15 protein-coding genes are annotated in these 21,615 nt (G+C 66.9%); 1 reads left to right on the forward strand and 14 read right to left on the reverse strand.

All coding sequences use genetic code 11. The annotated features are described in order from the left end of the window. Positions 1 to 2: 2 nt before the first annotated feature. From JQ617_RS25755 to JQ617_RS25820, 14 genes are all read right to left on the reverse strand, one after another. Entirely contained in the window at positions 3 to 1,583 is a 1,581-nt protein-coding gene (locus tag JQ617_RS25755) for a hydantoinase B/oxoprolinase family protein (RefSeq protein ID WP_212028764.1), read from the reverse strand. Beyond that, complete coding sequence (locus JQ617_RS25760; protein ID WP_212028765.1) at positions 1,580 to 3,589, reverse strand: hydantoinase/oxoprolinase family protein; 2,010 nt, start codon at positions 3,587 to 3,589, stop codon at positions 1,580 to 1,582. The genes JQ617_RS25755 and JQ617_RS25760 overlap by 4 nt, the downstream gene beginning before the upstream one ends. 429 nt (positions 3,590 to 4,018) lie before the next feature. Continuing rightward, entirely contained in the window at positions 4,019 to 5,548 is a 1,530-nt protein-coding gene (gene pdxR / locus JQ617_RS25765; RefSeq protein WP_212028766.1) for a MocR-like pyridoxine biosynthesis transcription factor PdxR, read from the reverse strand. A gap of 172 nt (positions 5,549 to 5,720) precedes the next feature. Continuing rightward, positions 5,721 to 7,169, reverse strand: a complete 1,449-nt coding sequence (locus JQ617_RS25770; RefSeq protein ID WP_212028767.1) for an NAD-dependent succinate-semialdehyde dehydrogenase — start codon at positions 7,167 to 7,169, stop codon at positions 5,721 to 5,723. Between the two features lie 80 nt (positions 7,170 to 7,249). Further along, a complete protein-coding gene (locus JQ617_RS25775; protein ID WP_212028768.1) occupies positions 7,250 to 8,947 on the reverse strand; it encodes a GMC family oxidoreductase in 1,698 nt (565 codons plus the stop codon). Between the two features lie 63 nt (positions 8,948 to 9,010). Continuing rightward, positions 9,011 to 10,342 carry an MFS transporter gene (locus JQ617_RS25780; protein ID WP_212028769.1) on the reverse strand — a complete coding sequence of 444 codons (1,332 nt, stop codon included), beginning with the start codon at positions 10,340 to 10,342 and terminating at the stop codon, positions 9,011 to 9,013. A gap of 77 nt (positions 10,343 to 10,419) precedes the next feature. Continuing rightward, entirely contained in the window at positions 10,420 to 11,226 is an 807-nt protein-coding gene (locus tag JQ617_RS25785) for an enoyl-CoA hydratase/isomerase family protein (RefSeq protein WP_212028770.1), read from the reverse strand. A gap of 31 nt (positions 11,227 to 11,257) precedes the next feature. Beyond that, positions 11,258 to 12,802, reverse strand: a complete 1,545-nt coding sequence (locus tag JQ617_RS25790; RefSeq protein WP_212028771.1) for an AMP-binding protein — start codon at positions 12,800 to 12,802, stop codon at positions 11,258 to 11,260. Further along, positions 12,795 to 13,313 (reverse strand): (2Fe-2S)-binding protein, encoded by a 519-nt coding sequence (locus tag JQ617_RS25795; RefSeq protein ID WP_212028772.1) that lies wholly within the window; start codon positions 13,311 to 13,313, stop codon positions 12,795 to 12,797. The genes JQ617_RS25790 and JQ617_RS25795 overlap by 8 nt, the downstream gene beginning before the upstream one ends. Continuing rightward, entirely contained in the window at positions 13,310 to 14,125 is an 816-nt protein-coding gene (locus JQ617_RS25800) for an FAD binding domain-containing protein (RefSeq protein WP_212028773.1), read from the reverse strand. Before JQ617_RS25800 ends, JQ617_RS25795 begins: the two co-directional genes overlap by 4 nt. Then, on the reverse strand, positions 14,122 to 17,124 hold the full coding sequence (locus JQ617_RS25805; RefSeq protein WP_212028774.1) for a xanthine dehydrogenase family protein molybdopterin-binding subunit: 3,003 nt from the start codon (positions 17,122 to 17,124) through the stop codon (positions 14,122 to 14,124). The genes JQ617_RS25800 and JQ617_RS25805 overlap by 4 nt, the downstream gene beginning before the upstream one ends. A gap of 142 nt (positions 17,125 to 17,266) precedes the next feature. Next, positions 17,267 to 18,106 carry a helix-turn-helix transcriptional regulator gene (locus JQ617_RS25810; protein ID WP_063694960.1) on the reverse strand — a complete coding sequence of 280 codons (840 nt, stop codon included), beginning with the start codon at positions 18,104 to 18,106 and terminating at the stop codon, positions 17,267 to 17,269. A gap of 124 nt (positions 18,107 to 18,230) precedes the next feature. Then, positions 18,231 to 19,652, reverse strand: coding sequence for a UbiD family decarboxylase (locus tag JQ617_RS25815; RefSeq protein WP_212028775.1), 1,422 nt, complete (start codon positions 19,650 to 19,652; stop codon positions 18,231 to 18,233). Between the two features lie 23 nt (positions 19,653 to 19,675). After that, a complete protein-coding gene (locus JQ617_RS25820) occupies positions 19,676 to 20,296 on the reverse strand; it encodes a UbiX family flavin prenyltransferase (protein ID WP_212028776.1) in 621 nt (206 codons plus the stop codon). Between the two features lie 156 nt (positions 20,297 to 20,452). Between JQ617_RS25820 and JQ617_RS25825 the strand changes: the two genes are divergently transcribed. Continuing rightward, on the forward strand, positions 20,453 to 21,421 hold the full coding sequence (locus JQ617_RS25825; RefSeq protein WP_212029056.1) for a LysR family transcriptional regulator: 969 nt from the start codon (positions 20,453 to 20,455) through the stop codon (positions 21,419 to 21,421). Positions 21,422 to 21,615 lie beyond the last annotated feature (194 nt).

Below are 21,615 nucleotides of genomic sequence, written 5' to 3' on the forward strand. Positions count from 1 at the left end.
CCTCACTCCGCAGCCGCGGCGCCGTAGCCGCCACCGCCGCACATCTCGATCGTGACGAGATCGCCTTGCTGCAACACCAGGTTCGACTTGCCGTCGATGGCGACGTTGGCGCCATGCCGGACCAGCGAGATGCGGCAGGCCTTGCCGGACGCGCCGCCCTGCATGCCCCAGGGCGCGATCACCATGCGTTCGATGCAGGTGGTGAGATGCATCGAGGGCGCGAGAATGCGATAGGTGCGAACGGACCCGTCACCGCCGCGATGCGCACCCGCGCCGCCGGACCCTCGGCGGATGGCCTGCTGCTCGAGCCGGATCGCGTAGTTCGCCTCGATCACCTCGACGGGCGTGTTCGAGGTGTTGGACAGATGCACCCGCGTCGCGGCGGTGCCGGCCCGATCGTGCCGCGCGCCCTCGCCGCCGCCGTGAACCTCGTAGAGCATCTTCCACGACCCGTTCGGCCGCGGCTCGGCGAAGAACAGCACGCCCGCCGTGGTCGCGCCACCGGCCGACAGGCGCTCGGGAATCGTGTCCTGCATCGCGCGGAAAATCGCATCGACGATGCGCATGGACGTCTCGTGGTTGCCGGCAGCGACCGATGCGGTCCAGCCCGGCTCCAGGATCGAGCCCGGGCGCGTGATGATGGTCAGAGGCCGCAGCGCACCCGCGTTCTGGTTCATGTCGCGCCCGCTCATGATGCGCGCGGCATAGGCGACGGCCGAGCGCGCCATGAACGGCGTCGTGTTGCAGAAGTTCGAGACGCGGTCGCAGCTTCCGGAGAGGTCGAAGGTCGCCTCGTCGCCGCGGATCGTGATCTTGACGTGGATGCGGGCCGGCGCGTTGTTGTCGCTGCCGTCGTCGAGGTAATCCTCGCCCTCATAGACGCCGTCGGGAAGGTCGCGCAGCGCCTCGCGCATCTCGATTTCCGAGAGATCGTGCAGGCGCGACTGGGTCGCCAGGAACACCGCGTTGCCGTGCTCGCGGCAGAGCTCGACGATGCGCTTCTCGCCGGCCTTGGTCGCCGCGATCTGGGCGAGGAGATCGCCCTCGCAGGATTCGGCATCGCGGACGTTGGCCTTGAGCAGCTGCACGATCGGCGTGTTGACGCCGGCGGCCGTCGCGATCAGCACCGGCGGAATCCGCATCGCCTCCTGGAACGTGTCGACCGCCTTGGCGAAATAGCTGCCGGGCCAGGTGCCGCCGATGTCCGGCCAGTGCGCGAGGCTGATCGCGAACGCCACGATCTCGCCGTCCACAAAAACCGGTCGCACGACCTTGACGTCATTGAGATGATTGCCGCCGAGCGCGCCGACATTGTAGATCACGACGTCGCCGTCTTTCAGGCCGTCGCGCGGCATGATCTTGAGCAATTCGGGAATGGTGTAGGCCATCGCGCCGAGATGGATCGGGATGTCGCGGCCCTGCCCGACCAGGCCGCCGTGGCCGTCCGTGATCGCAGACGACAGATCGCCGGCCTCGCGCAGCAGCGGCGAGCGCGCCGAGCGCGTCATGACGAGGCTCATCTCCTCGGCCGCGGCGGAGAGCCCGTGCCTGATGACCTCGACGACAAACGGATCGAGCTTCATGCCGCCCTCCGCGTCAGGAACAGGTTTCCGGCAGCATCAGGCCTTGCCTCCCAACCGGGCGGCACGACCACCGTTGACCACGCGTCTTCGATAATGGCCGGTCCGCTGACGGTTTCCGTGAGCGCGGCGCGGTCGATGATTGCCGTTGCGATCTCGTGGAGACCATCGAACGAGCAGATGCGCGTGCCTGACGAGACCGCCCGCACCGCGGTGGCCGGCCGGCTCACGACGGTCGTGGACGGGCGGCGGGCCTGCACCCGCACGGATTCGATCACGCAAGGTTCGCCGGTCGCATAACCGAACAGCTCGTGATGGCGCGCCAGGAAGTCCGTCTTGAGTTTGGCGACATCCAGCGGCAGCATGAAGGGCACCGGAATAGCGTCGTTCTGCGCCGCATAGCGCATCAAGGCGACCAGCTCGAGCTGGATCTCCGCCTTCGCAACGCCATTGGCGATCAGCGGCGCCGAGGCATCTTCGATCAGCGTTCCGATCCGCTCCGAGACGCGCGCGAGATCGATACCGTCGAGCGCGGCGCGCAGCGTCTGCTGCTGCAGGAAGCTGAAATCGGCGGTGAGGCAGCCGAGCGCCGAGAACGCGCTGGAGGCGCTGGGCACTACGACCTCGGCAATCCCGTAGAGATCGGCAAGGCCCGCGGCGTGCATCGGGCCGCCGCCGCCGAAGGCCAGCAGCGTGCAGTCGCGCCCGTCGATGCCGCGCTCGACCGTGACGCGACGGAGCGCGCGAGCCATGGTCGCATTCGCGACCTTGATGATGCCGAGCGCCGTTTCGGTCAGGCTGAGGCCAAGGGCGCGCGCGATCGGTTCGATCACGCGCTTTGCAGCCTCGATATCGATCCCGATGCGGTCGCCGAGCTTGGTTTCCGGATTGAGATAGCCGAGCACGGCATTGGCGTCGGTGATGGTCGGCTCCGTGCCGCCGCGGACATAGCAGGCCGGCCCCGGCTCGGAACCGGCGCTCTCCGGCCCGACGGTGAGGCCGCCGGGGCCGTTGCGCACGATCGATCCGCCGCCCGCGCCGATGGAATGAACCGCGAGCATCGGCTGGCGCAGCGGCTTGTCGCCGAGCAAGCGGCCGTCGGTCATCTCGGCCTGGCCGTCCACGATCAGGCAGACATCCGTCGTGGTGCCGCCCATGTCGAAGGTGAGCATGCGCGAGGTGCCAAGCTGGCGCGCGATGCTGACGGAAGCCGAGACGCCGGCCGCCGGGCCCGACATCGCCATCACCAGCGGGCGGCGTTTCACGGCGGAGATCGGGATCATCGCGCCGGCCGAGTGAAACACCTGGAGACCGGGGCCGATCGGCAGCCGCTGTTCCAGCTCGCTCAGATATTCCACCGCGATCGGCATCGCGGCGGCGTTGAACACCGTGGCCGAGGTCCGCTCGTATTCGCGCGCCTCGGGATTGACCTCATGCGAGAGCGAGACATGGGCGACGACATCCCTCAGCCGCTCGCCGAGCATCTTCTCATGGACCGGATTGGCGTAGGCGTGCAGCAGAGCAACCGCGACGCTCTGCACGCCGGTCTGCTTGAGCCACGCCACAAGGCGCTCGATCTCGGCGTCGTCCAGCGCCTTCAGCACCCGCCCCTCGTGATCGAGGCGCTCGGCGAGGCCGAAGCATCGTTCGGGCGGCACCAAGGGCGGCGACTTCGGGGGAATGTCGAGCCGATAGAGATCGCGGCGGCGATAGCGCGCGATCTCCAGCACATCGGCGAAGCCCTCGGTCGCGACCAGCGCCACCTTCGGCAACCGGCCTTCGACGATGGCATTGGTCACGCGCGTGGTGCCGTGGACGAAGCGCTTGACCTCGCTCTTGCGCAGGCCCACCGCCTCGATGGCCTCCAGCATCGCCTGCACCGGCGCTTGCGGGCGTGACGGCACCTTCGCGATCCGCGCCTCCGCGGTATCGCGCCTGATGGCGATGATGTCGGTGAAGGTGCCACCGATATCGGTGCCGACCTCCCAGTGATTTCCGGACTCGCTCATCTGCACGGGTCAGCTACGGATGACGTCCGGACCGGACGCCGGGTCCGTGCCGCCGATCGCAACGTCCACTGCCAAACCGAGAGCGCTCATCATGCATCCCCTGTCATGCCACCGACCGGGAGCGTGCGACAGAGCGAAGGGCTCGGGATAGGGCCAGAGTTGTCGCAATCCGCTAGACCAGCGCATGCGCAGCATCGCGCAGTGCAACATCGGCTGCACGTTTTGGTGCAGCGATGCCTGCTCACAGGGCAATCGGACCCCGGTCCGTTTCATGCCGGGAACGTGCAGCGCACCCTCGGATTTGTCGGCGCAAATCGTGACGTCCGCTGCACTGCAATCGGAGGCGCCGGGTCAGGCTGTCTAATTTGCAGGCGATTGCGCGGCGCTGCGGGATGAGCGATTGCCTACGAGCCATGCACGCCAGTCGGCTCAGCTTCCCTTTATTGTACGAACAGTACGGGAGGAAATTGCCGGCGCGGATGGGGCGTTGCGGCGACCGCTGCCGAGGATGGCTGCGATTCTCGCGAGCAGAGGGGTGGCATCCTCGACCTGAAGCCGCCCGTAGCCGAACACCAGGCCCTGCCGCGTCGGCTGCTCCAGGAAATTCTGCGACAGCGGCTGCACGTGAATGCCTGCTTGCTTCAGGACGGCGGCCGCCTCGCCGTCGCTCATCCGCGCCTGCATCGCGTCGGTGAACAGCGCCACCAGATGCAGGCCGGTGACGGCGTAGGACACGGTCAGATCATCCGGCATCAGCGCTGCGATCGCATCGATGAGCGCGTTCCGCCTGGCAGCATAGGTTCGCCGCATCGCGCGCAGGTGCCGCAGCAAATGCCCCTCGCGCATGAACTCGGCCAGCGCGAGCTGACCGATGCCGGAGGTGTGGACGTCGATCCGCGCGCGGCCCTTCGAGAAGCCGTCGATGAAATTCCTGTTGGCGACGATGTAGCCGAGCCGCAGGTTGGGCATCATGATCTTGGAGAAGGTGCCGAAATAGATCACGCGCCCCTCGCGATCGAGCGAGCGCAAGGAGGCGATCATGCTGTCCTGGTGCCTGAACTCCGAATTGTAGTCGTCCTCGATCACCCAGACGTCGTTCCTGTTGGCCCAGTCGAGCAGTTCGAGGCGCCGTTCGAGACCCATGCTGACGCCGAGCGGATATTGATGCGACGGCGTGACCACGATCAGCCGCGCGCCCGGCGCTCGCCGGATGCCTTCGGAGACGACGAGGCCCTTATCATCGACGGGAACCGGCACGAGCTTCGCGCCCGCGGCCGTGAGCGCCCAGCGCGCCTCGATGAAGCCGGGCTCCTCGACCCAGACCTCGTCACCGGGATCGAGGATCATCCGGCTGCAGAAATCCAGCGCGCCCGATGTGCCTGACGTGACGACCACCTCGTCCGGCGAGCAGACCAGCCCGCGCACCGAGCCGAGGAAGTTCGCGATCTCGCTGCGCAGCCGCGGATGACCCTCCGCTGGAAGATCGAGGCACTCCTGCTCTCTCGGATTTTGCCAGCTGTGCCGCAGCAGGCGCGACCATTCCCTGAAGGGAAAGGTCGAGATGTCGGGGGCTCCGGGCGCGAACACCGACGGCCAGTTGGTCTCGTAGTCCAGGCCCAGCAGCGATCGCCAGCGCTCCGACGTGCGGGCGGGCCTGGATGCAGGCGAAGTCGCCGATGGCTGCGCGACATGCGGTGCCGCAACGGACGCCACCATGACGCTGCCGCGCGGCGTCGAGACGAGATAGCCTTCGGCGTAGAGCAGATCCCATGCCGTCAGCACCACCGTGCGCGAGCAGCCGAGCTCCCGCGCGATCTCGCGCGAGCCCAGAAATTGCGTTCCGGCCGGGAAGATGCCGCGCAGGATGCCGTCGCGGATGTGGGCCGCGATCTGCAGATGCAGCGGCACCGCCGAAGTCCGGTCGATATGCATCCCCGCAAGGGACACGCGCTTGCTCATGTCTCGCCCGTCAGGCAACGCAAGAGACCGTAGCCCGGGTGAGCGAAGCGACACCCGGGACAACCGCGGCTGGATTCCCGGATCTCGCTCCGCTCATCCGGGCTACGCGAGTCCCATATACAAATTCACGGAGTGGGTTAGCGCAAGCGTAACCCACCCCGCGAGACCGCGTTTACGCGCTCGCCTGCGTCACGAACTTCGTGTTGAGGTAACCCTCGATCGCCTCGAGACCGCCTTCCGAGCCGTAGCCGGAATCCTTGATGCCGCCGAACGGCACTTCGGGCAGCGCGAGGCCGTGATGGTTGATCGAGACCATGCCGCTTTCGACATCGGCGCCGATCGCCTGCATCGTCTTGGTCGAGGTCGTATAGGCATAGGCCGCGAGGCCGTAAGGCAGACGGTTGGCCTCGGCCACGACTTCGTCGTAGCTGCGGAACGAGGTGATCGGCGCCAGCGGGCCGAACGGCTCCTCGTTCATGATGCGGGCATCGCGCGGCACGTCGGTGATCACGGTCGGCTCGAAGAAGAAGCCTTCGTTACCGATGCGCTTGCCGCCGGCCTGCACCTTGGCGCCGCGCTGCACGGCGTCGGAGACCAGACCTTCCATGGCGTCGACACGGCGCGGGTTCGCCAGCGGGCCCATGCGGGTGTCCTTGTCGAGGCCATTGCCGACCTTGAGGCTCTTGGCGGCCGCGACGAACTTGTCGACGAAGGGCTGGTAGACGCTTTCATGGACCAGGAAGCGCGTCGGCGAGACGCAGACCTGGCCGGCGTTGCGGAACTTGTTGGCCGAGAGGATCTTCGCGGCGTTGTCGAGGTCGGCATCCGCGAACACGATCGCCGGGGCGTGGCCGCCGAGCTCCATGGTGACGCGCTTCATGTGCAGGCCGGCGAGTGCAGCCAGATGCTTGCCGACCGCGGTCGAGCCGGTGAAGCTGATTTTGCGGATGATCGGATGCGGAATGAGATATTCCGACACTTCGGCCGGCACGCCGAACACCAGCTGGACCACGCCGGGCGGGATGCCGGCGTCGGCATAGGCGCGCACCAGCTCCATGCAGCTTGCGGGCGTCTCTTCCGGACCCTTGACGATGATCGAGCAGCCGGCGGCGAGCGCGGCCGAGATCTTGCGCACCGCCTGGTTGATCGGGAAATTCCAGGGCGTGAACGCGGCGACCGGGCCGACCGGCTCCTTGGTCACGAGCTGGGAGACGTTGCCCATCCGCGGCGGCACGATGCGGCCATAGGCGCGGCGGGCTTCCTCGGAGAACCAGTCGATGAGGTCGCCGGCGAGCATGGTCTCGCCCTGCGCTTCCACCACCGGCTTGCCCTGCTCCATGGTCATCACGGGGGCGATCTCGGCGGCGCGCGAGCGGATGATGTCGGCGGCCTTGCGCATCAGCTTGTAGCGGTCGAACGGCGAAGTCTTGCGCCAGACCTCGAAGCCCGCCCGGGCCGCCTCCAGTGCGCGGTCGAGATCCGCCTTCGAGGCATGCGGGGTCTTGCCGATCGGCTGGCCGGTGGCGGGATTGAGGATGTCCTCCGACTTGCCGGACGTGCCGTCGGTCCACTCGCCGGCAATGAACATTTGAACTTTCGGATACATCCTTGGAGCCTCCATTTTCGGTCATCGGCGGGCCCAGCGCCCCACCGTTTCAAGCCGGCGCAGAGCTACACCGAAAGGGCCCCGGCGAAAAGGGATCAATGATGCCGCAGCAGGGCATCGCTGATCTTCTCGGCGGCCATGATCACGGGAATGTTGGTATTGGCCGTCGGCAGCCGCGGCATGATCGAGGCGTCCGCGACGACAACGTTCTCGCTGCCGATCACCCGCCCTTGCGGATCGACCACCGCCATGGGATCGGCGGGATCGCCCATGCGGCAGGTGCCCACGGGGTGCCAGACGCCGAACACGCTCTGCCGCACGAAGGCCTCTAACGCGCGCTCGTCGGCGAGCGTCGCCTGGAAGGCGGTGCCGTTGAGCAGCACGAGCCGGATCAGCAGTTGTCGCAGGCCCGCGGGCACGTCGAGCATCGGTCCGAGCATCGAGGCGATGATGCGGTTGGCGGTGCCGTACCGGCTCAGGCGCTTGATGCGCGGGGAATAGGAGGCCGGAAAGAAATCGCCGGCTTGCGGATTGAGCGCGGGGTGAACGACGAGCTTCGCGAGCAGCCGGACGGAAGCAACCATCCGTTCGAGATCACGCGCATCGGACAGCAGGTTGAAATCGACCACCGGATAGGCCCTGGGATCGCGGCTCGCCAGGGTGAGCGAACCGCTCGAATGCGGCCGGTTGCACCAGAGGAAATAGAGCCCGAGCCGCGTGCCCAGCGCGTGCCAGCCGCCGCGTGCCGAGGCCGTGATGTACATGTCGGAGGCATCGCAGCCAGGATGCTCCGAGGAAAAGCGCATCGCTGCGAAATTGGGGCGGCGGCGGGCCAATGGCAGCCTGAGCGAGCGCGGCAGATATTGGCAGAAGGTCAGCGCGGGATGATCGCGCAGATTGCTACCGACACCGGGACGATCGATGGCGACGGGAATGCCGAGCGCCTGCAGCGCCGCGCCCGGGCCGATGCCCGCCCGCACCAGGATTGCCGGCGATTGCAGCGCGCCCGCGGTGAGGATCACGCGGCCGGCGCCGACGCTCAGCTTTTGGCCGTCGCGGGTCACCGTCACGCCTGTCGCGCGGCGGCCATCGAGCTTGAGCTGTTCGACCTCGCTGTCGGCCCAGATGGTCAGGTTCGCCCGCGCGCGCGTTGCGGCATCGAGATAGCCTGCGGCGGTGGACACGCGCCGGTCGTTGCGGTTGGAGAAGGCCGGCGGAAAGATGCCGTCCTCGAATTCGCCGTTCTGGTCCTGCCGGAACGGCAGCCCGGTCGCCGACAAGGCCTCGCCCACCGCGCGACCGAACTGCGGCATGGCTTCGCGCGCGATGCGGCGGATCGGGATCGGTCCCTGCTTGCCGTGCAGCGGACCGTCGAAATCGAGATCAGTCTCGAGCTTGAGGAAATAGGGCAGCACGTCGGTCCAGCCCCAGCCCCGCGCGCCGAGATCGTGCCACTCGTCGTAGTCGCGCGGCAGGCCGCGATTGGCCGACTGCACGTTGATGCTGGAGCCGCCGCCCATCACCCGGCCCTGCTCATAGGAACGCACGACCGGCCTGCCCTCGGCATTGCGACCGGCCGCAGCCGACAGGCCCGGCCAGATGTATCGGTCACCGTAGAACAGCGGCATCGGATAGCTGTCGAGGATTTCGGACGGCGTCGCCTCGGGCGGCGTGTCCATCCCGGCTTCGACCAGCAGCACGCGGCGGCGCCCGTCCGCAGAAAGCCGGTTGGCGAGCACGCAGCCGGCCGAACCTCCGCCGACGATCACATCGTCGAAATGCAGCTCTTCCATTCCCGTCTCGTGACGCATTTCAATGGGTCGGCGCGGCCACGGATGCGGCCGCGCCGGTTGGGTTCAGCGGAAATTGCCCTTGGTCTCGGGGATCACGATCGCCCCGATCAGATAGACCACGAAGACGCCGACCGCGAAGTAGGCGAGCGACATCGGGATCTGCGCCGGGCTGGCGCTCACCAGCGAGACGAAGGTCGGCATCATGCCGCCCAGCGCGAAGCCGATGTTCCAGGACAGGCCCGTGCCGCTGGCGCGCAGCGCGGTCGGGAAGCGCTCGTTCAGGAAGATCAGTACCGGCGCGTAGCCGGCATTGCCGATGAAGGCGATGGCGAGCGCAAGCAGCGTGATCTGCGTCGTGTCCTTGGTGGCGGCAAGGTTGAGATAGCAGAGCGGGAGCAGCACTGCCGCCAGCACGCCGATCAGCAGAAACGTCTTCTTGCGCCCGATCCAGTCGCTCAGCGCGCCGACCAGCACGGCCGAGAAGAACGCCGAGACGCTCGCGCCCATCAGGATCAGCGACGAGGTCTGGTTCGGGACCGCGTTGATGACCTTGAGGAAGCTCGGCAGATAGCCGGAGGTCAGGTAGTAGCCGGCGCCGCCGCCGAAGGTGATCAGCAGGTTGACCAGCAGCACGCCACGATATTCGCCGGAGAACACGTCCCTGACGGGCGCCTTCGTGATCTTCGCCTGCTTGTTGCCCTGCTGGCGCTTGAGCTCCTTGAAGTACGGTGATTCTTCGAGGTTGCGGAAGATGAACCAGCCGAGCAGCGAGCTCAGCAGCCCCGAGAAGAACATGAAGCGCCAGCCCCACACCGCGAAGGCATCGCCGGGGAATACCGAGGATGTGATCAGGAAGATGAAGGACGCCAGAAGCGCGCCGATGCCGGCACCGCCGCCGCCGACCAGACCCGACATCGCGCCGCGCCAATTCGCGGGCACGGACTCGGTGCCGATCGTGTGAGTGGAGGCCACGACGCCGCCGACGAAGATGCCTTGCACCAGGCGCAGGACCAGGAAAATGATCGGCGCGATCACGCCGACCTGGGCGATGGTCGGCAGCAGGCCGAACGCGGCCGTGCTGAGGCCGACGCCGACGATGGCGATCAGCATGGCCTGCTTGCGGCCGTGCACGTCGGCATAATGCCCGAACACCGCCGAGCCGAGCGGACGCATCAAGAGCGTAACCGCGAACGAGCCGTAGACCGCAGCGAGCGACAGCGCCGCATTGCTCGACGGAAAGAACAGCGCACCGACGACAGGCGCCACGTAGAGCAGAATGAACAAATCGAACAGATCCAGTGCCCATCCGAGCACCGACGCGATGATCGCATTGACCATCTGCTTGTTGTCCGCCGACGCCTGCGCGCCCGCGACCGGCATATCCATCTCAGCCATGTTGTTTTACCTCCCCCGTTTTGAATAGGCCGCGGTCCGCGCCATTGCGAACCGCGGCAGTGCGTTTGTGTCGCGTCTCAGCGGCCGGTGAATTTCGGCGGACGCTTGGCGTTGAAGGCCTCGACGCCTTCCTTGAAGTCCTCGGACTGGCGCAGGCGGCTGTAGCAATGGCCTTCGAGCTCGATCGCGATGGCGAGCGTCGAATCCTCGGTGTCGTTGAGGAGCCTCTTGGCGGTTCGCTGCGCCAGCGGCGAGAAGGTGCGAAGCTCGTCGACCAGTCTGTCGGTCGCCATCTCGAGCTCGGCGTCCGGCACGCATTCGGTGGCGATGCCCCAGTCATAAGCCTGCTTGGCCGAGATGCGCTTGGAGCGCATCACGATGTCCTTGGTGCGGGTGATGCCGACCATCTTCTGCAGCCGGGCCGAACCGCCCGAACCCGGGATCTGGCCGAGCTTCTGCTCCGGCAGCGCGTATTGCGTGGTCTCGGAGGCGATGCGGAAGTCGCAGGCCAGCGACAGCTCGAAACCGACGCCGAAGCAATAGCCGCGATTGGCGACGATCACGGGTTTTGCACACCGCGCGGGCGCCGCGATATTCCAGGCGAGCTTCGAGACGTGCTCGGGGCTCGCTTCCATGAAGCCGCCGATATTGCCGCCGCTGGAGAAGTGCTCGCCCTCGCCGCGCACCACGATGACGCGCACGCGCGGATCCTCGTCCAGCGTCTCGAAGGTCAGCCGGAGCTGGTCGCGCTGCGGCATCGCCACGACGTTGTAGGGCGGGCGTCCAAGGATGATGTCGGCGCGCTCGTGCGCCTCGTCGATCTCGACCTTGAACCCGTCGAGCTTGGCGAGCCGGGGGTCGGCGAATGTATAGGGTGACGGCATATTGTCTTCCTTCTGTTGATGGGTGCGATGATCAGGCCGCGTCCGACGGCGGCAGACGCTCGGCCTCGTATTCTCCGGCGACGAGCAGTCGCCGCAGCAGCTTGCCGACCGGCGATTTCGGGATCGCGTCGACGAAGACGTAGCGGCGGGGCCGCTTGAAATTGGCAAGGCCCGTGGTCCGGCAGAATTGCTCCAGCTCTCCTTCCGACACCGCGCGGTTGCGCTTGACGAAGGCGGCGACGACCTTCCCCCACTTCTCGTCGGCGACGCCGACCACCGCAACCTCGTCCACGGCGGGATGCAGCGACAGGCAGCTCTCGATCTCGACCGGCGAGACGTTCTCGCCGCCGGTGATGATCATGTCGTCGACCCGGCCGGTGACGAAGAGGTCGCCGTCGGGATCGACGAAGCCGGTGTCACCCGTGAAGTACCAACCCTCGCGCAGCGATTTCGCGTCCGCCTCGGGACGGCGCCAGTAGCCCTCGAAGGCCTCGTCGCCGGCGAGCGTGGCGATGATCTCGCCCTCCTCGCCGACTGCGGCAAGCTCTGCGACCGACTTCGCGCCGATGCGCACGACCTTGACGTGCTGGTTCAGCCCCGCCTTGCCGGCCGAGCCGGGTTTTGCCGCGGCGTTCTGGTCGATCGTGAACGTATAGATCTCGGAGCTGCCATAGTGATTGACGAACAGGTCCGGCTTGAACGCTTCGTTCAGCTTCTTCAGCAGGCCGTCGGTCATCGAGGCCCCGGCAAAGCCGAGCTTGCGCACGGTGGAAACGTTCGTCTTCGCAAACGCCTCGTGATGGACGAGGTCGTGATAGAGCGTCGGCACCAGATAGAGGTTGGTGATCGCCTCTTTCTCGATCAGCGCCAGCGCCTGGCGGCTGTCATAGCGCGGCAGGCAGATGAATGTGCCGCCGATCAGCGACATCGCCAGCAGCGAGCGAACGCCCATGGTGTGATAGAGCGGCATCACCCCGAGCGTGCGCTCGCCCCGGCCGTAGAGATTTTGTGCGACATGGGCGATCGCGGCGGCGCGCTCGGCACGATGCCGCCGCGGCACGCCCTTCGGCCGCGAGGTCGTGCCCGAGGTGTAGAGCATGATCGACCAGGCATCGGTGCCGACGCGCGGCTCGGCGTCGGGGGCACTATCCTTGATCAAATCGCAAAAGCTCGTCGCATCGCCCTTTCCGGGATCGACGGACACACGCAGCAACTTACCAACGAGTGCCGATCCCTGGACCGCCTCGGCGGAGATGTCCTGATAGAACACCGCGCAGGCTTCGGCATTCTCGATACAGTAATCGAGCTCGTCGGCCTTGGCACGCCAGTTGATCGGCGTGATGACGAGCCCGGCGAACTGGCAGGCCCAGTGCAGCGTCGCCGCCTCCCAGCGGTTCTGCAGCAGCGTGACGACGTGATCGCCGGGCTTGAGGCCAAGACGGTCGAAGGACGCCACCAGCGCGGAGATCTTGTCGTACCATTGCCGGTAGGTCAGCCGGAGGTCGCCGTCGATCAGTGCAATCGCATGCGGATCGCGCGCGGCGCTGGCCATGAAGCTGCTGGCGAGATCAAGCATCGGACGTCTCTTTTTTGGCTGAAGTGAGCTCTGCGGCGGCTTCCAGGGCCGCCTTGATGATCGGGGTGTAGCCGGTGCAGCGGCAGATATGCCCGCTGAGCAGATCGCGGATCTCCGCCTCGGTCGGCGCCGGGTTCCTCGCGAGATAATGGTCGAGCGACATCAGGATTCCGGCAGTGCAGAAGCCGCATTGAAGCGCGTGGTTGCGGCAGAAGGCCTGCTGCAGCACGCCGAGCCGGTCCGCCGAGGGCGCGAGGCCTTCCACTGTCCTGAGCTCGCAGCCGTCGACCTGCGCGGCGAGCGTCAGGCAGGAGCGCGTCAGCATGCCGTCGACGACGACAGTGCAGGCGCCGCAGACGCCGTGTTCGCAGCCGACATGGGTGCCGGTGGCGCCGAGCTGGTGGCGCAGGAAATCGGAGAGCAGCATGCGCGGCTCGGCCTCACCCTCGACCGGCTTGCCGTTCAGCGAGAAGCGGACGGCATGGCGGCTGTCTGCCTTGAGACGGATCATTGCAGCACCTCACCGATCAGATCGCGGCCGATCATGCGGACGAGGTCGCGGCGGTAGCGCGCCGTGGCATGGACGTCGTCGCGGGCGCCAAGCTCGTAAGCGAAGACGTTGAGGGCATCGTCGAGCGCACTGCCTTCGAGCTTCGGCCAGTCGCGTGCGGTCGGCACGTCGGCGACCCCGCCGACGGCGAGACGGACGCCGGTAGGAGTCTTCATCGCGGCGCAGGCGACGATGGCGAAATCGCCATGGCGGCGCGCGACCTCGCGGAAGGCGACGCGCGATCCTTTCATCACAGGCAGCGAGATGCCCTCGATCAGCTCGTCGTCGGCGCGCGCAGTCAGCATCATGCCGGCGAAGAAGTCCTTGGCGGCGACGCGGCGACGCCGCTTGGCGCTGCGCAAGAGGACCTCACCACCGAGCGCAACCAGCGCCAGCGGCATCTCGGCGCTGGGATCGGCATGGGCGAGCGAGCCGCAGATGGTGCCGCGGCTGCGGGTTTGCATGTGACCGACCCAGGGCAGAGCCAGCGCTACCAGCGGCAGCGTCTCGGATAGCTCCGGCCACGCCAGCAGATCGGCCTGACGCACGCCGGCGCCGATCACAACGGCGTCGCCCTTGCGTTCGATCCGGCGGAGCTCGTTGATCCGCATGATGTCGATCAAGAGCTTCGGCTTGGCGAGGCGCATGTTGAGCATCGCCATCAGCGACTGGCCGCCGGCCAGCACGCGGGCATCGCCGCCCTGCTGCGCCAGTCCGTCGAGGACGTCGCCGACACTGCCGGCGCGGAGATAGTCGAATGCGGGCGGCTTCATCGGCGCCCTCCGAACAGGCCGACCAGCTTTGCCAGCAGGGCGAACAGCGAGAAGCCGCCGCCCGAAGCGCCGCCTCCGCCGGCCTTGCGCGCCAGCGCGGTGAAGAACTGGCCGATGATCACCCGCGTGGCGCCGTCGAGCAGACGGCCGCCGATGCTGGCGACCTTGCCGCCGATGGCGGCGTCGTAGCTGTAGGTGAGCTTAGTCCCGCCATTTTCGTCGGGCGCAAGCGTGATCCGTCCCTCGGCATTGCCGAAGCCGAGCGCACCGGTGGCACTGCCACGCAGCGTGACCGCGCGCGGCGGGTCGAGGTCGAACAGCTCGACATCGGCGCGATAGCGTCCGGTAACGGGGCCGATGCCGAGCGTGACGTCGGCGCAGAAATGCGTGTCGGTGATCTTGTCGACGCTCTGGCAGCCGGGAATGACCGATTGCAGTGTCGCGGGATCGAGTAGCATCGCCCAGACCTGCTCGGGCGCGCCCTTCACCGTGGCCTGCCCTTCGCCGCGCAGCCGCCGGTCGCCCTCGCGCACGGGCACCGCCGTCGTGCCGCCTGCAGGAGGCGGCGGCTCGGCGCCGCGCACGATTTCGGCAAGCCGCGCCGGAACCAGGGGCAGAGTGATGTCGGCAACACCGAGCGCATCTGCGACCGCATTGGCGAGGCACACCGGCGTCGACATGCAATTGCCCTCGCCCACGCCCTTCGCGCCGAGCGGCGTGAACGGCGACGGCGTCTCCATGTGGAATATCTCGGGCTCCGGCACCTCTGTCGTGGTCGGCAGCAGATAGTCGGCGAGCGTGCCCGTCAGGAAGCTGCCGTCCTCGGCGTAGGCATATTCCTCGAACAAGGCGGCGCCGAGCGCCTGGGTGAAGCCGCCGCGGATCTGGCCGTTGACCATGCCGGGATGCAGGATAGTGCCGCAATCGTGCATGGTGACGTAGCGGTCGATCCGTGTCTCCAGCGTGACGGGATCGATCTCGACGCCGCAGAAATCGAAGATGAAGCCGTGGCAGAGCGAGGAGTTGATGCGGTCCTCGTCGTCAGGCGGCGTCAGTTCCGGCGGCGTCCAGAACACGGTTTCACGGATGGTCTGGCCGGCATCGTCGGGCAGCGAGCCCGGCGACCAGTGGCAGAGCGCGGCGACGCGCGAGAACGCGATCCGGTTCTCCGGATTGCGCTTTGAGGCGACAAAACCCTTCGCAAACACGATGTCGCCGGCTTCGACATTGAGCTGGCTCGCGGCGATACGGGCAAGACGGCCGGCGACGCGTTCTGCCGCGAGCTTCGCCGTGCCCGCGACCGCCGCGGCGAAGCGGCTGGCGTAATTCCCCGACGCGATCGACCATGCGTCCTTGGCCGTGTCGATCTCGGTGTTGACGCGGATATCCCTGGGCTGGAGTCCGAAGACGTCGGCAACGACCTGCGACAGCACGGTGCGATGCCCCTGCCCCTGCGGCACCGACGCCACGTGAACGGTGACGCTGCCGACCGGATCGAGCCCGACGGTCGCGGTCGCCTGCGCGCCGTTCTTGGGTCCGGCCTTGCGGCGCTCGGCCGCCGTCAGCACGGTGGTGATGTAGCCCATGTTGGAGACGCTGGGCTCGACCACCGCGGTGAAGCCGATGCCGTAGAGACGCCCCTGCGCCCGCGCCGCATCGCGCTCCGCCTTCAGCTCGGCGAGCCTGCCCCGCTCGACCGCGCGCGCGACGGCTTCCTGATAGTTGCCGGAGTCGAGGAGAGCACCGGTCGCCGTGCGAAAGGGAAACGCGCCCGCGTCGATCAGATTGCGCTTGATGACATCGAGCGGATCGAGGCCGAGGCCGATCGCGATGCGCTGCACGAGGCGCTCAAGCGCGAAATAGACCTGCGGCCCACCGAAGCCACGGTTGAGTCCGGTCGGCGTCTTGTTGGTGACGACGACGCGGTTGCGGACCTTGACGTGGCCGATGTCGTAGGCGCCGGTCAGGTTGCCGTGCATGCGATACAGCGTCGCCGGCTCGGGGGCACGTAAGTGAGCGCCGCAATCCTCGACCTGGTCCCAGTCGAGCGCGAGGATCTTGCCGTCGGCCGCGACCGCGGCCGAGAGTGTCGTCGCGCGATTGGTCGCCGACACCGACGCCGTGAGATGCTCGAGCCGGTCCTCGATCCACTTCACCGGCTTGCCCGTGACGCGGGCCGCGGCGGCGATCAGCACGATGTAGGGAAACACGCCCTGCTTGACGCCGAAGCTGCCGCCGGAATCCGGCGGCGTACGCAGCCTCAAGCGATTGCCCGGAACCCTCAGTGCACGCGCGATCACGGTGTGGATGCTGAACGGGCCCTGGAAATTGGCGAGCACTTCATAGGCGTCCTCGCCGGCGTCATGCGAAGCGACGACGCCGTAGGTCTCGATCGGCGTACAGGAGTTGCGGGGATAGCGGATGTCGATGGAGAAGCGATGCGGCGCATCCGCAAATGCCTTCTCGGGATCGCCGTAGCGGAACGCGCGGTCGCTGGCGAGATTGCCGGGAAACCCGTCGTGCAGCACTGGTGCACCAGGCGTGATCGCGCCGAGCGGATCGACGACGGCGCCGCGCGGGCGATATTCGACATTGATGAGTTCGGCCGCATCTTCCGCGCGCGCACGATCGGTTGCGACGACCACGGCGACGGGCTCGCCGACATAGCGCACGCGATCCATCGCGATCGGCCAGCACTCGACCGGCGCCTTCACGCCGACAACGAGGCTTGTCGTGACGGCCTTGACGTCGCTGCCGGTCAGAACGGCCGCGACGCCCGGGAGGCGCCTGGCGGCTTCGGCATCGATGGAAACAATGTCGGCATGCGCATGCGGCGAGCGCAGGATGGTCGCGTGCAGCGTGCCGGGCGCGACGCCGAGATCGTCGATGAAGCGGCCGCGGCCGGAGAGCAGCGCGGCGTCCTCGACGCGCTCGATCGAGCGCCCGACCCACGGCTCATCGCCTCTTTCAGGATTTGCGGATTTGACCGCCTGCAACATGTCCCGGCATACCTCCCGACGCGTTCTTTGACGCGACGGTGACAGATGTCAGGACAGGGGCTGCGCGGGCCATACCGCGCGCTCTCACGACTTACCAAATCGTCTCATTCGAGAGCGTGCAGCGCAATATCGGGCGAGAGACTCAGCCCGCAAGACGCGAGACGTTGCGAAACTCGCGCGGGCTGACGCCGGCGTGATCGCGGAAAAAGCGCGTGAAATGCGCCGGCTCCGGGAAACCAAAACGCTCGCTGAGCTCGCCGAGCGGCGTGTCCTCGCGCATGACGGCATCGAGCGCACGCTCCATGCGGACGACGTTGAGATAGATTTTTGGCGAGACGCCGAGCGAGGTCTCGAACAGGCGGAAGAACTGCGCGCGCGACAGGCCGGCGCCCTTCACGAACTGATCGACGTTGCCGTAGGAATCCTGCCCCCGCATCGCATCCATGGCGCGGCGGATGCGCCAGTCGCAGCTCACCGCGCTCATGCCGCGGATCGAGGTGGGAAAGCTGCGCCAGGGCGTGAAGCGCTCGATGACCGCGATCATCAGGTCCGAGAGCGTCTCTTCGTGCGTCCGGACCGCATCCGGATTCGCCATCATTTCAGCCGCCAGATGCAGCGTGAGCTGGCGGATGCGCGGCGACACTTCGCCCGAGGGACGCTCGAAAAAGCCCGGCGCGCCGCTCGCCGCCCATCCCGGGCGGAACTCCTTCAACCATTCCGGCTCGATATAGAGCGCCATGATCAGCGTGCGCGGCCGGTTGACATCGTGCACATAGGCATGCGGCTTCCAGCCGTCGACGAGGACGGCGGCGGTGTCCGTCAGCGGCGTGACCTGATCGCCGACCATGAACTGGGTGTCGGCGCCCTCCACTTTCAGCAGGACATGGCAGTGATGATGGGCGTGGCGGACCAGCGAACGGTCCATGTCGAGCAGAGCAACCCTGCCGAAAGCGCCATGGGCTATGCGCAGGGCCGTCGACATCAGTTCCTTCCTCCCAGCATTGCGCTGCAAAACGATTGGCGTGTTGGCGCGGGACTATAAGCAGCCCCCGCTTCATATTCCAACCGCGCAAACCGACGCAAGTTGCCCGGAGGCGGTAATCGGCTCATGTCCGCGCCTCCGCAAGCAGGCGCGCAACCGCTACGCTCGGGTCGGCCTGCAACGCCGTGGCGAGATCGACCTCCTCCTCGCCTTTGACGCGGATGCGCTTGAAGGCGAGCTCGGGCGCGCCGAGCGGCGCGGTCGCATCCAGGCCCATCTTGGCGCTGATGCCGTTGTCCGTGGTCGGATCGAGCTTGGAGCCGAGCGCACCCGCGACGACCATGAGGTCGCGGTCGGCCTGGAAGCGCGTCGCCACCGCCCATTCGATCTCCTCGGGAGAGGAGATGTCGACGTCCTTGTCCACCACGATCACCTGCTTGATGTCGTAATGCGCACCGAATGCGCACATCATGATGTTCTTGGGCTCGCCGTCATTGGCCTTGTCGATCCTGATGGCGAGGTGATAGCGGCAGGTGCCGCCGCGCGTGAGGCGGACGTCGAGCACATTGGGGAAGCTGCGGCGCAGATGCTGGAGCAGCGTCGCCTCGCGCGGCACGCCGCCGAGGATCAGGTGCTCGAAACCGCCGCCGACGATGGTGTGGAAGATCGGCGCCTTGCGATGCGTGATCGCGTCGACCTCGATCACCTCGCGGTTGGCGCGCGGGCCGTAATATTGAGGGAATTCGCCGAACGGGCCTTCCGGCTCGCGCACGCCCTGCAGGATGCGCCCCTCGATCACGATCTCCGCATGGGCGGGAACGCGGACCGAATTGGTGCGGCACTTCACGACGTCCACGGGCGCGCCGAGCAGCGCGCCTGCGATCGCCATCTCGTCCTCGTCGAGCGCGGCGATCGCCTGCGACGCCAGCATCAAGGCGGGATGCGCGCCGATGACGATCGCAATCTCCAGTGCCTGGCCGAGCTCTTCGGCGAGGCGATAATAGGAGAAGGTATGCCGCGGCAGCAGCAGCACGCCGATGCGGTTCCTGCTGGAGATCTGGCAGCGGTGGATCGAGACGTTCTGCACGCCGGTCTTCGGGTTGCGCGCGATCAGGAGACCGGCCGTGATGTAGGGACCGCTGTCGCGCTCATTGTGCTTGGGCACCGGGAGCTGGCGGAGCAGGTCGACGTCCTCGTGCACGACGTCCTGCACCGGTCCGCTCGCGACCTCATGCGTCGGCAGCGGATGGCTTGCGGCGGCGAGGAAGCGCGGCAGTAGCTGGTCCTCGGTGACGCCGATGGACTCGGCGACCCAGTCGCGACCGGCAAAGAGATTGGCGACGACGGGAATCTCGTGCCCGTCGGGGCGCGGAAACAGCACGGCGCTGTCGCGCTCCAGCCGCTTGGCGACGGCGGCGAGCTCGTCGGCGAGCGCAATGCCCTCGCGCGCGATCGCAAGCTTGCCGCGTTCGGCGAGGTAAGCGAGCCAGGCGCGCAGATCGGCAGGCGCGTTCGAGGCTTTGCTCGCAACATTGTCCATTCGCATATGGTCTTCCTCAGGTGTTCAGGTCAGGGCGCGACCTTGCGCAGCGACGGCGAGCGGCGCTTGAGCGCCTCGTCCTCGCCCCAGCGGCGCACGACGCCGATATCGATGTCGAAGAGGTCGAGCACGCGGCCGACCGTGTGCTCGACCATGTCGTCGATGGTCTCGGGCTTGGCGTAGAAGGCCGGCACCGGCGGCGCGATGATCGCGCCGATCTCGGACAGCGCCGTCATGGTCCTCAAGTGGCCGGTGTGCAGCGGGGTCTCGCGCACCATCAGCACCAGACGCCGGCGCTCCTTGAGCACGACGTCGGCGGCGCGAGTAAGCAGCGTCGTGGTCACGCCCGAGGCGATCTCGGACATCGATCGCATCGAGCACGGCGCCACGATCATGCCGGCGGTGCGGAACGAGCCGCTGGAGATCGCCGAGGCCATGTCGTCGATCGCATGGTTGACATTGGCGAGCGCCCTCACCTCCGCGATCTTCAGGTCGGTCTCATAGGCAAAGGTCAGCTCCGCGGTCTTCGACATCACAAGATGCGTCTCGACGCCGGCGTTGCGCAGGAGCTGCAGCAGGCGCACGCCATAGGTGACGCCCGAGGCGCCGGAAATGCCGATGATCATCCGCTTGGGGCTGGCGTCCTGCATCTGTCTGATTTTTCGCTCCCTGGGACAGGCCTGCCGCGAGACTAGGCAATCGCATCCATCAGCACAAATAATGATTGATTATGTCTTCCATCATCTGAGATGATGGAAGCCGGCGAAATCAGCGGACGAAGGACGGGCCACGTGGAACTCAGGCAGATGCAATATTTCCTGTGCCTGGCCGAGGAAAGAAACGTCACCCGCGCCGCGCGCCAGCTCAACATCGTGCAGCCCGCACTCAGCATGCAGATCGCCAAGCTCGAAGCCGAGCTCGGCCAAAAGCTGTTCGACCGCAGCGTCCAGGGCATGACGCTGACCAGTGCCGGCGAAGCCTTGGTGCGGCTGACGGCACCGATCGTGCGCGACGCCGAATATGCGCGGCAGGAAATGGCGCAGCTCGGCGGGCGCATCTCGGGGCGGGTCTCGGTCGGCCTCATCACCTCGGTCGCGCAGAGCACGATGGCGAGCTCGTCGGCAACCGTCGCCAGCCGCTATCCTGAGATCACGCTGTCCGCCTGCGAGGGCTACACCGAGACGCTGGTGGACTGGGTCAACACCGGCCAGCTCGATTTCGCCCTGATCAACGTGCCGCGCCGCAAGACGCCGCTCGCCGCCCATCATGTCATGGACGAGGAGATGGTGTTCGCCTGCCGGAAGGACAGCCCGGTGAGGCCGCCGGCAAAGTTGCGTTTCGACCACATCGCGGGCTTCGACCTGGTGCTGCCCTCCAAGCGCCACGGCCTGCGTCTGATCCTCGACGAGCACGCCGCCGCGATCGGCATCGACCTCCGGCCGCGCCTGGAGCTCGATACGCTGCCGGCGCTCTGCGACGTCATCGCCACCACCGACTTCGCGACGGTGCTGCCGACCATCGCGCTCCGGCAGTCGCTGGCCAGCGGCGCGATCCGGGCGCATCGCTTCGACGCGCAGCGGATCGTGCGGTCGATTGCGTGGGTTCATCACCCCAGGCGCGCGGTGTCGGTCGCGGCCAAGGCCGTGCTCGACGTCATCAGCCACGATCTCGCTCAGGCGGCCACCGTGGCGAAAGAATTCGTGGAGCCCTCGGGTGGCACGGGCTCGTCGTCGCGTAGGCCAGCCAAAAAGCCGCGACGAAAAACGACCGCCTGAATGCAGATTTCTGCTCGGACAAGATGTCGCGCCCATCGCAGAATGAGACGAGTTGGTAAGTTTTGAGACGAGCAGGCATGACGGCCGCGGCGGCGAGCTAACTACGATCCAGGCGCAGAAAATTGCGGCCTGGCTTCATTCCGACTCTTGTTACGGACGATCCCGGGACCGCTGAACAACACACGGGAGATTCA

This window comes from Bradyrhizobium sp. KB893862 SZCCT0404 (assembly GCF_018130885.1).
GTDB classification, from domain to species: Bacteria; Pseudomonadota; Alphaproteobacteria; order Rhizobiales; family Xanthobacteraceae; genus Bradyrhizobium; species Bradyrhizobium stylosanthis.

What these genes read in the sequence shown, in the direction of transcription:
- JQ617_RS25755 (WP_212028764.1), bottom strand. Translation starts at nt 1,583, where the DNA reads ATGAAGCTCGATCCGTTTGTCGTCGAGGTCATCAGGCACGGGCTCTCC.
- JQ617_RS25760 (WP_212028765.1), bottom strand. Translation starts at nt 3,589, where the DNA reads ATGAGCGAGTCCGGAAATCACTGGGAGGTCGGCACCGATATCGGTGGC.
- pdxR (WP_212028766.1), bottom strand. Translation starts at nt 5,548, where the DNA reads ATGAGCAAGCGCGTGTCCCTTGCGGGGATGCATATCGACCGGACTTCG.
- JQ617_RS25770 (WP_212028767.1), bottom strand. Translation starts at nt 7,169, where the DNA reads ATGGAGGCTCCAAGGATGTATCCGAAAGTTCAAATGTTCATTGCCGGC.
- JQ617_RS25775 (WP_212028768.1), bottom strand. Translation starts at nt 8,947, where the DNA reads ATGGAAGAGCTGCATTTCGACGATGTGATCGTCGGCGGAGGTTCGGCC.
- JQ617_RS25780 (WP_212028769.1), bottom strand. Translation starts at nt 10,342, where the DNA reads ATGGCTGAGATGGATATGCCGGTCGCGGGCGCGCAGGCGTCGGCGGAC.
- JQ617_RS25785 (WP_212028770.1), bottom strand. Translation starts at nt 11,226, where the DNA reads ATGCCGTCACCCTATACATTCGCCGACCCCCGGCTCGCCAAGCTCGAC.
- JQ617_RS25790 (WP_212028771.1), bottom strand. Translation starts at nt 12,802, where the DNA reads ATGCTTGATCTCGCCAGCAGCTTCATGGCCAGCGCCGCGCGCGATCCG.
- JQ617_RS25795 (WP_212028772.1), bottom strand. Translation starts at nt 13,313, where the DNA reads ATGATCCGTCTCAAGGCAGACAGCCGCCATGCCGTCCGCTTCTCGCTG.
- JQ617_RS25800 (WP_212028773.1), bottom strand. Translation starts at nt 14,125, where the DNA reads ATGAAGCCGCCCGCATTCGACTATCTCCGCGCCGGCAGTGTCGGCGAC.
- JQ617_RS25805 (WP_212028774.1), bottom strand. Translation starts at nt 17,124, where the DNA reads ATGTTGCAGGCGGTCAAATCCGCAAATCCTGAAAGAGGCGATGAGCCG.
- JQ617_RS25810 (WP_063694960.1), bottom strand. Translation starts at nt 18,106, where the DNA reads ATGTCGACGGCCCTGCGCATAGCCCATGGCGCTTTCGGCAGGGTTGCT.
- JQ617_RS25815 (WP_212028775.1), bottom strand. Translation starts at nt 19,652, where the DNA reads ATGCGAATGGACAATGTTGCGAGCAAAGCCTCGAACGCGCCTGCCGAT.
- JQ617_RS25820 (WP_212028776.1), bottom strand. Translation starts at nt 20,296, where the DNA reads ATGCAGGACGCCAGCCCCAAGCGGATGATCATCGGCATTTCCGGCGCC.
- JQ617_RS25825 (WP_212029056.1), top strand. Translation starts at nt 20,453, where the DNA reads ATGCAATATTTCCTGTGCCTGGCCGAGGAAAGAAACGTCACCCGCGCC.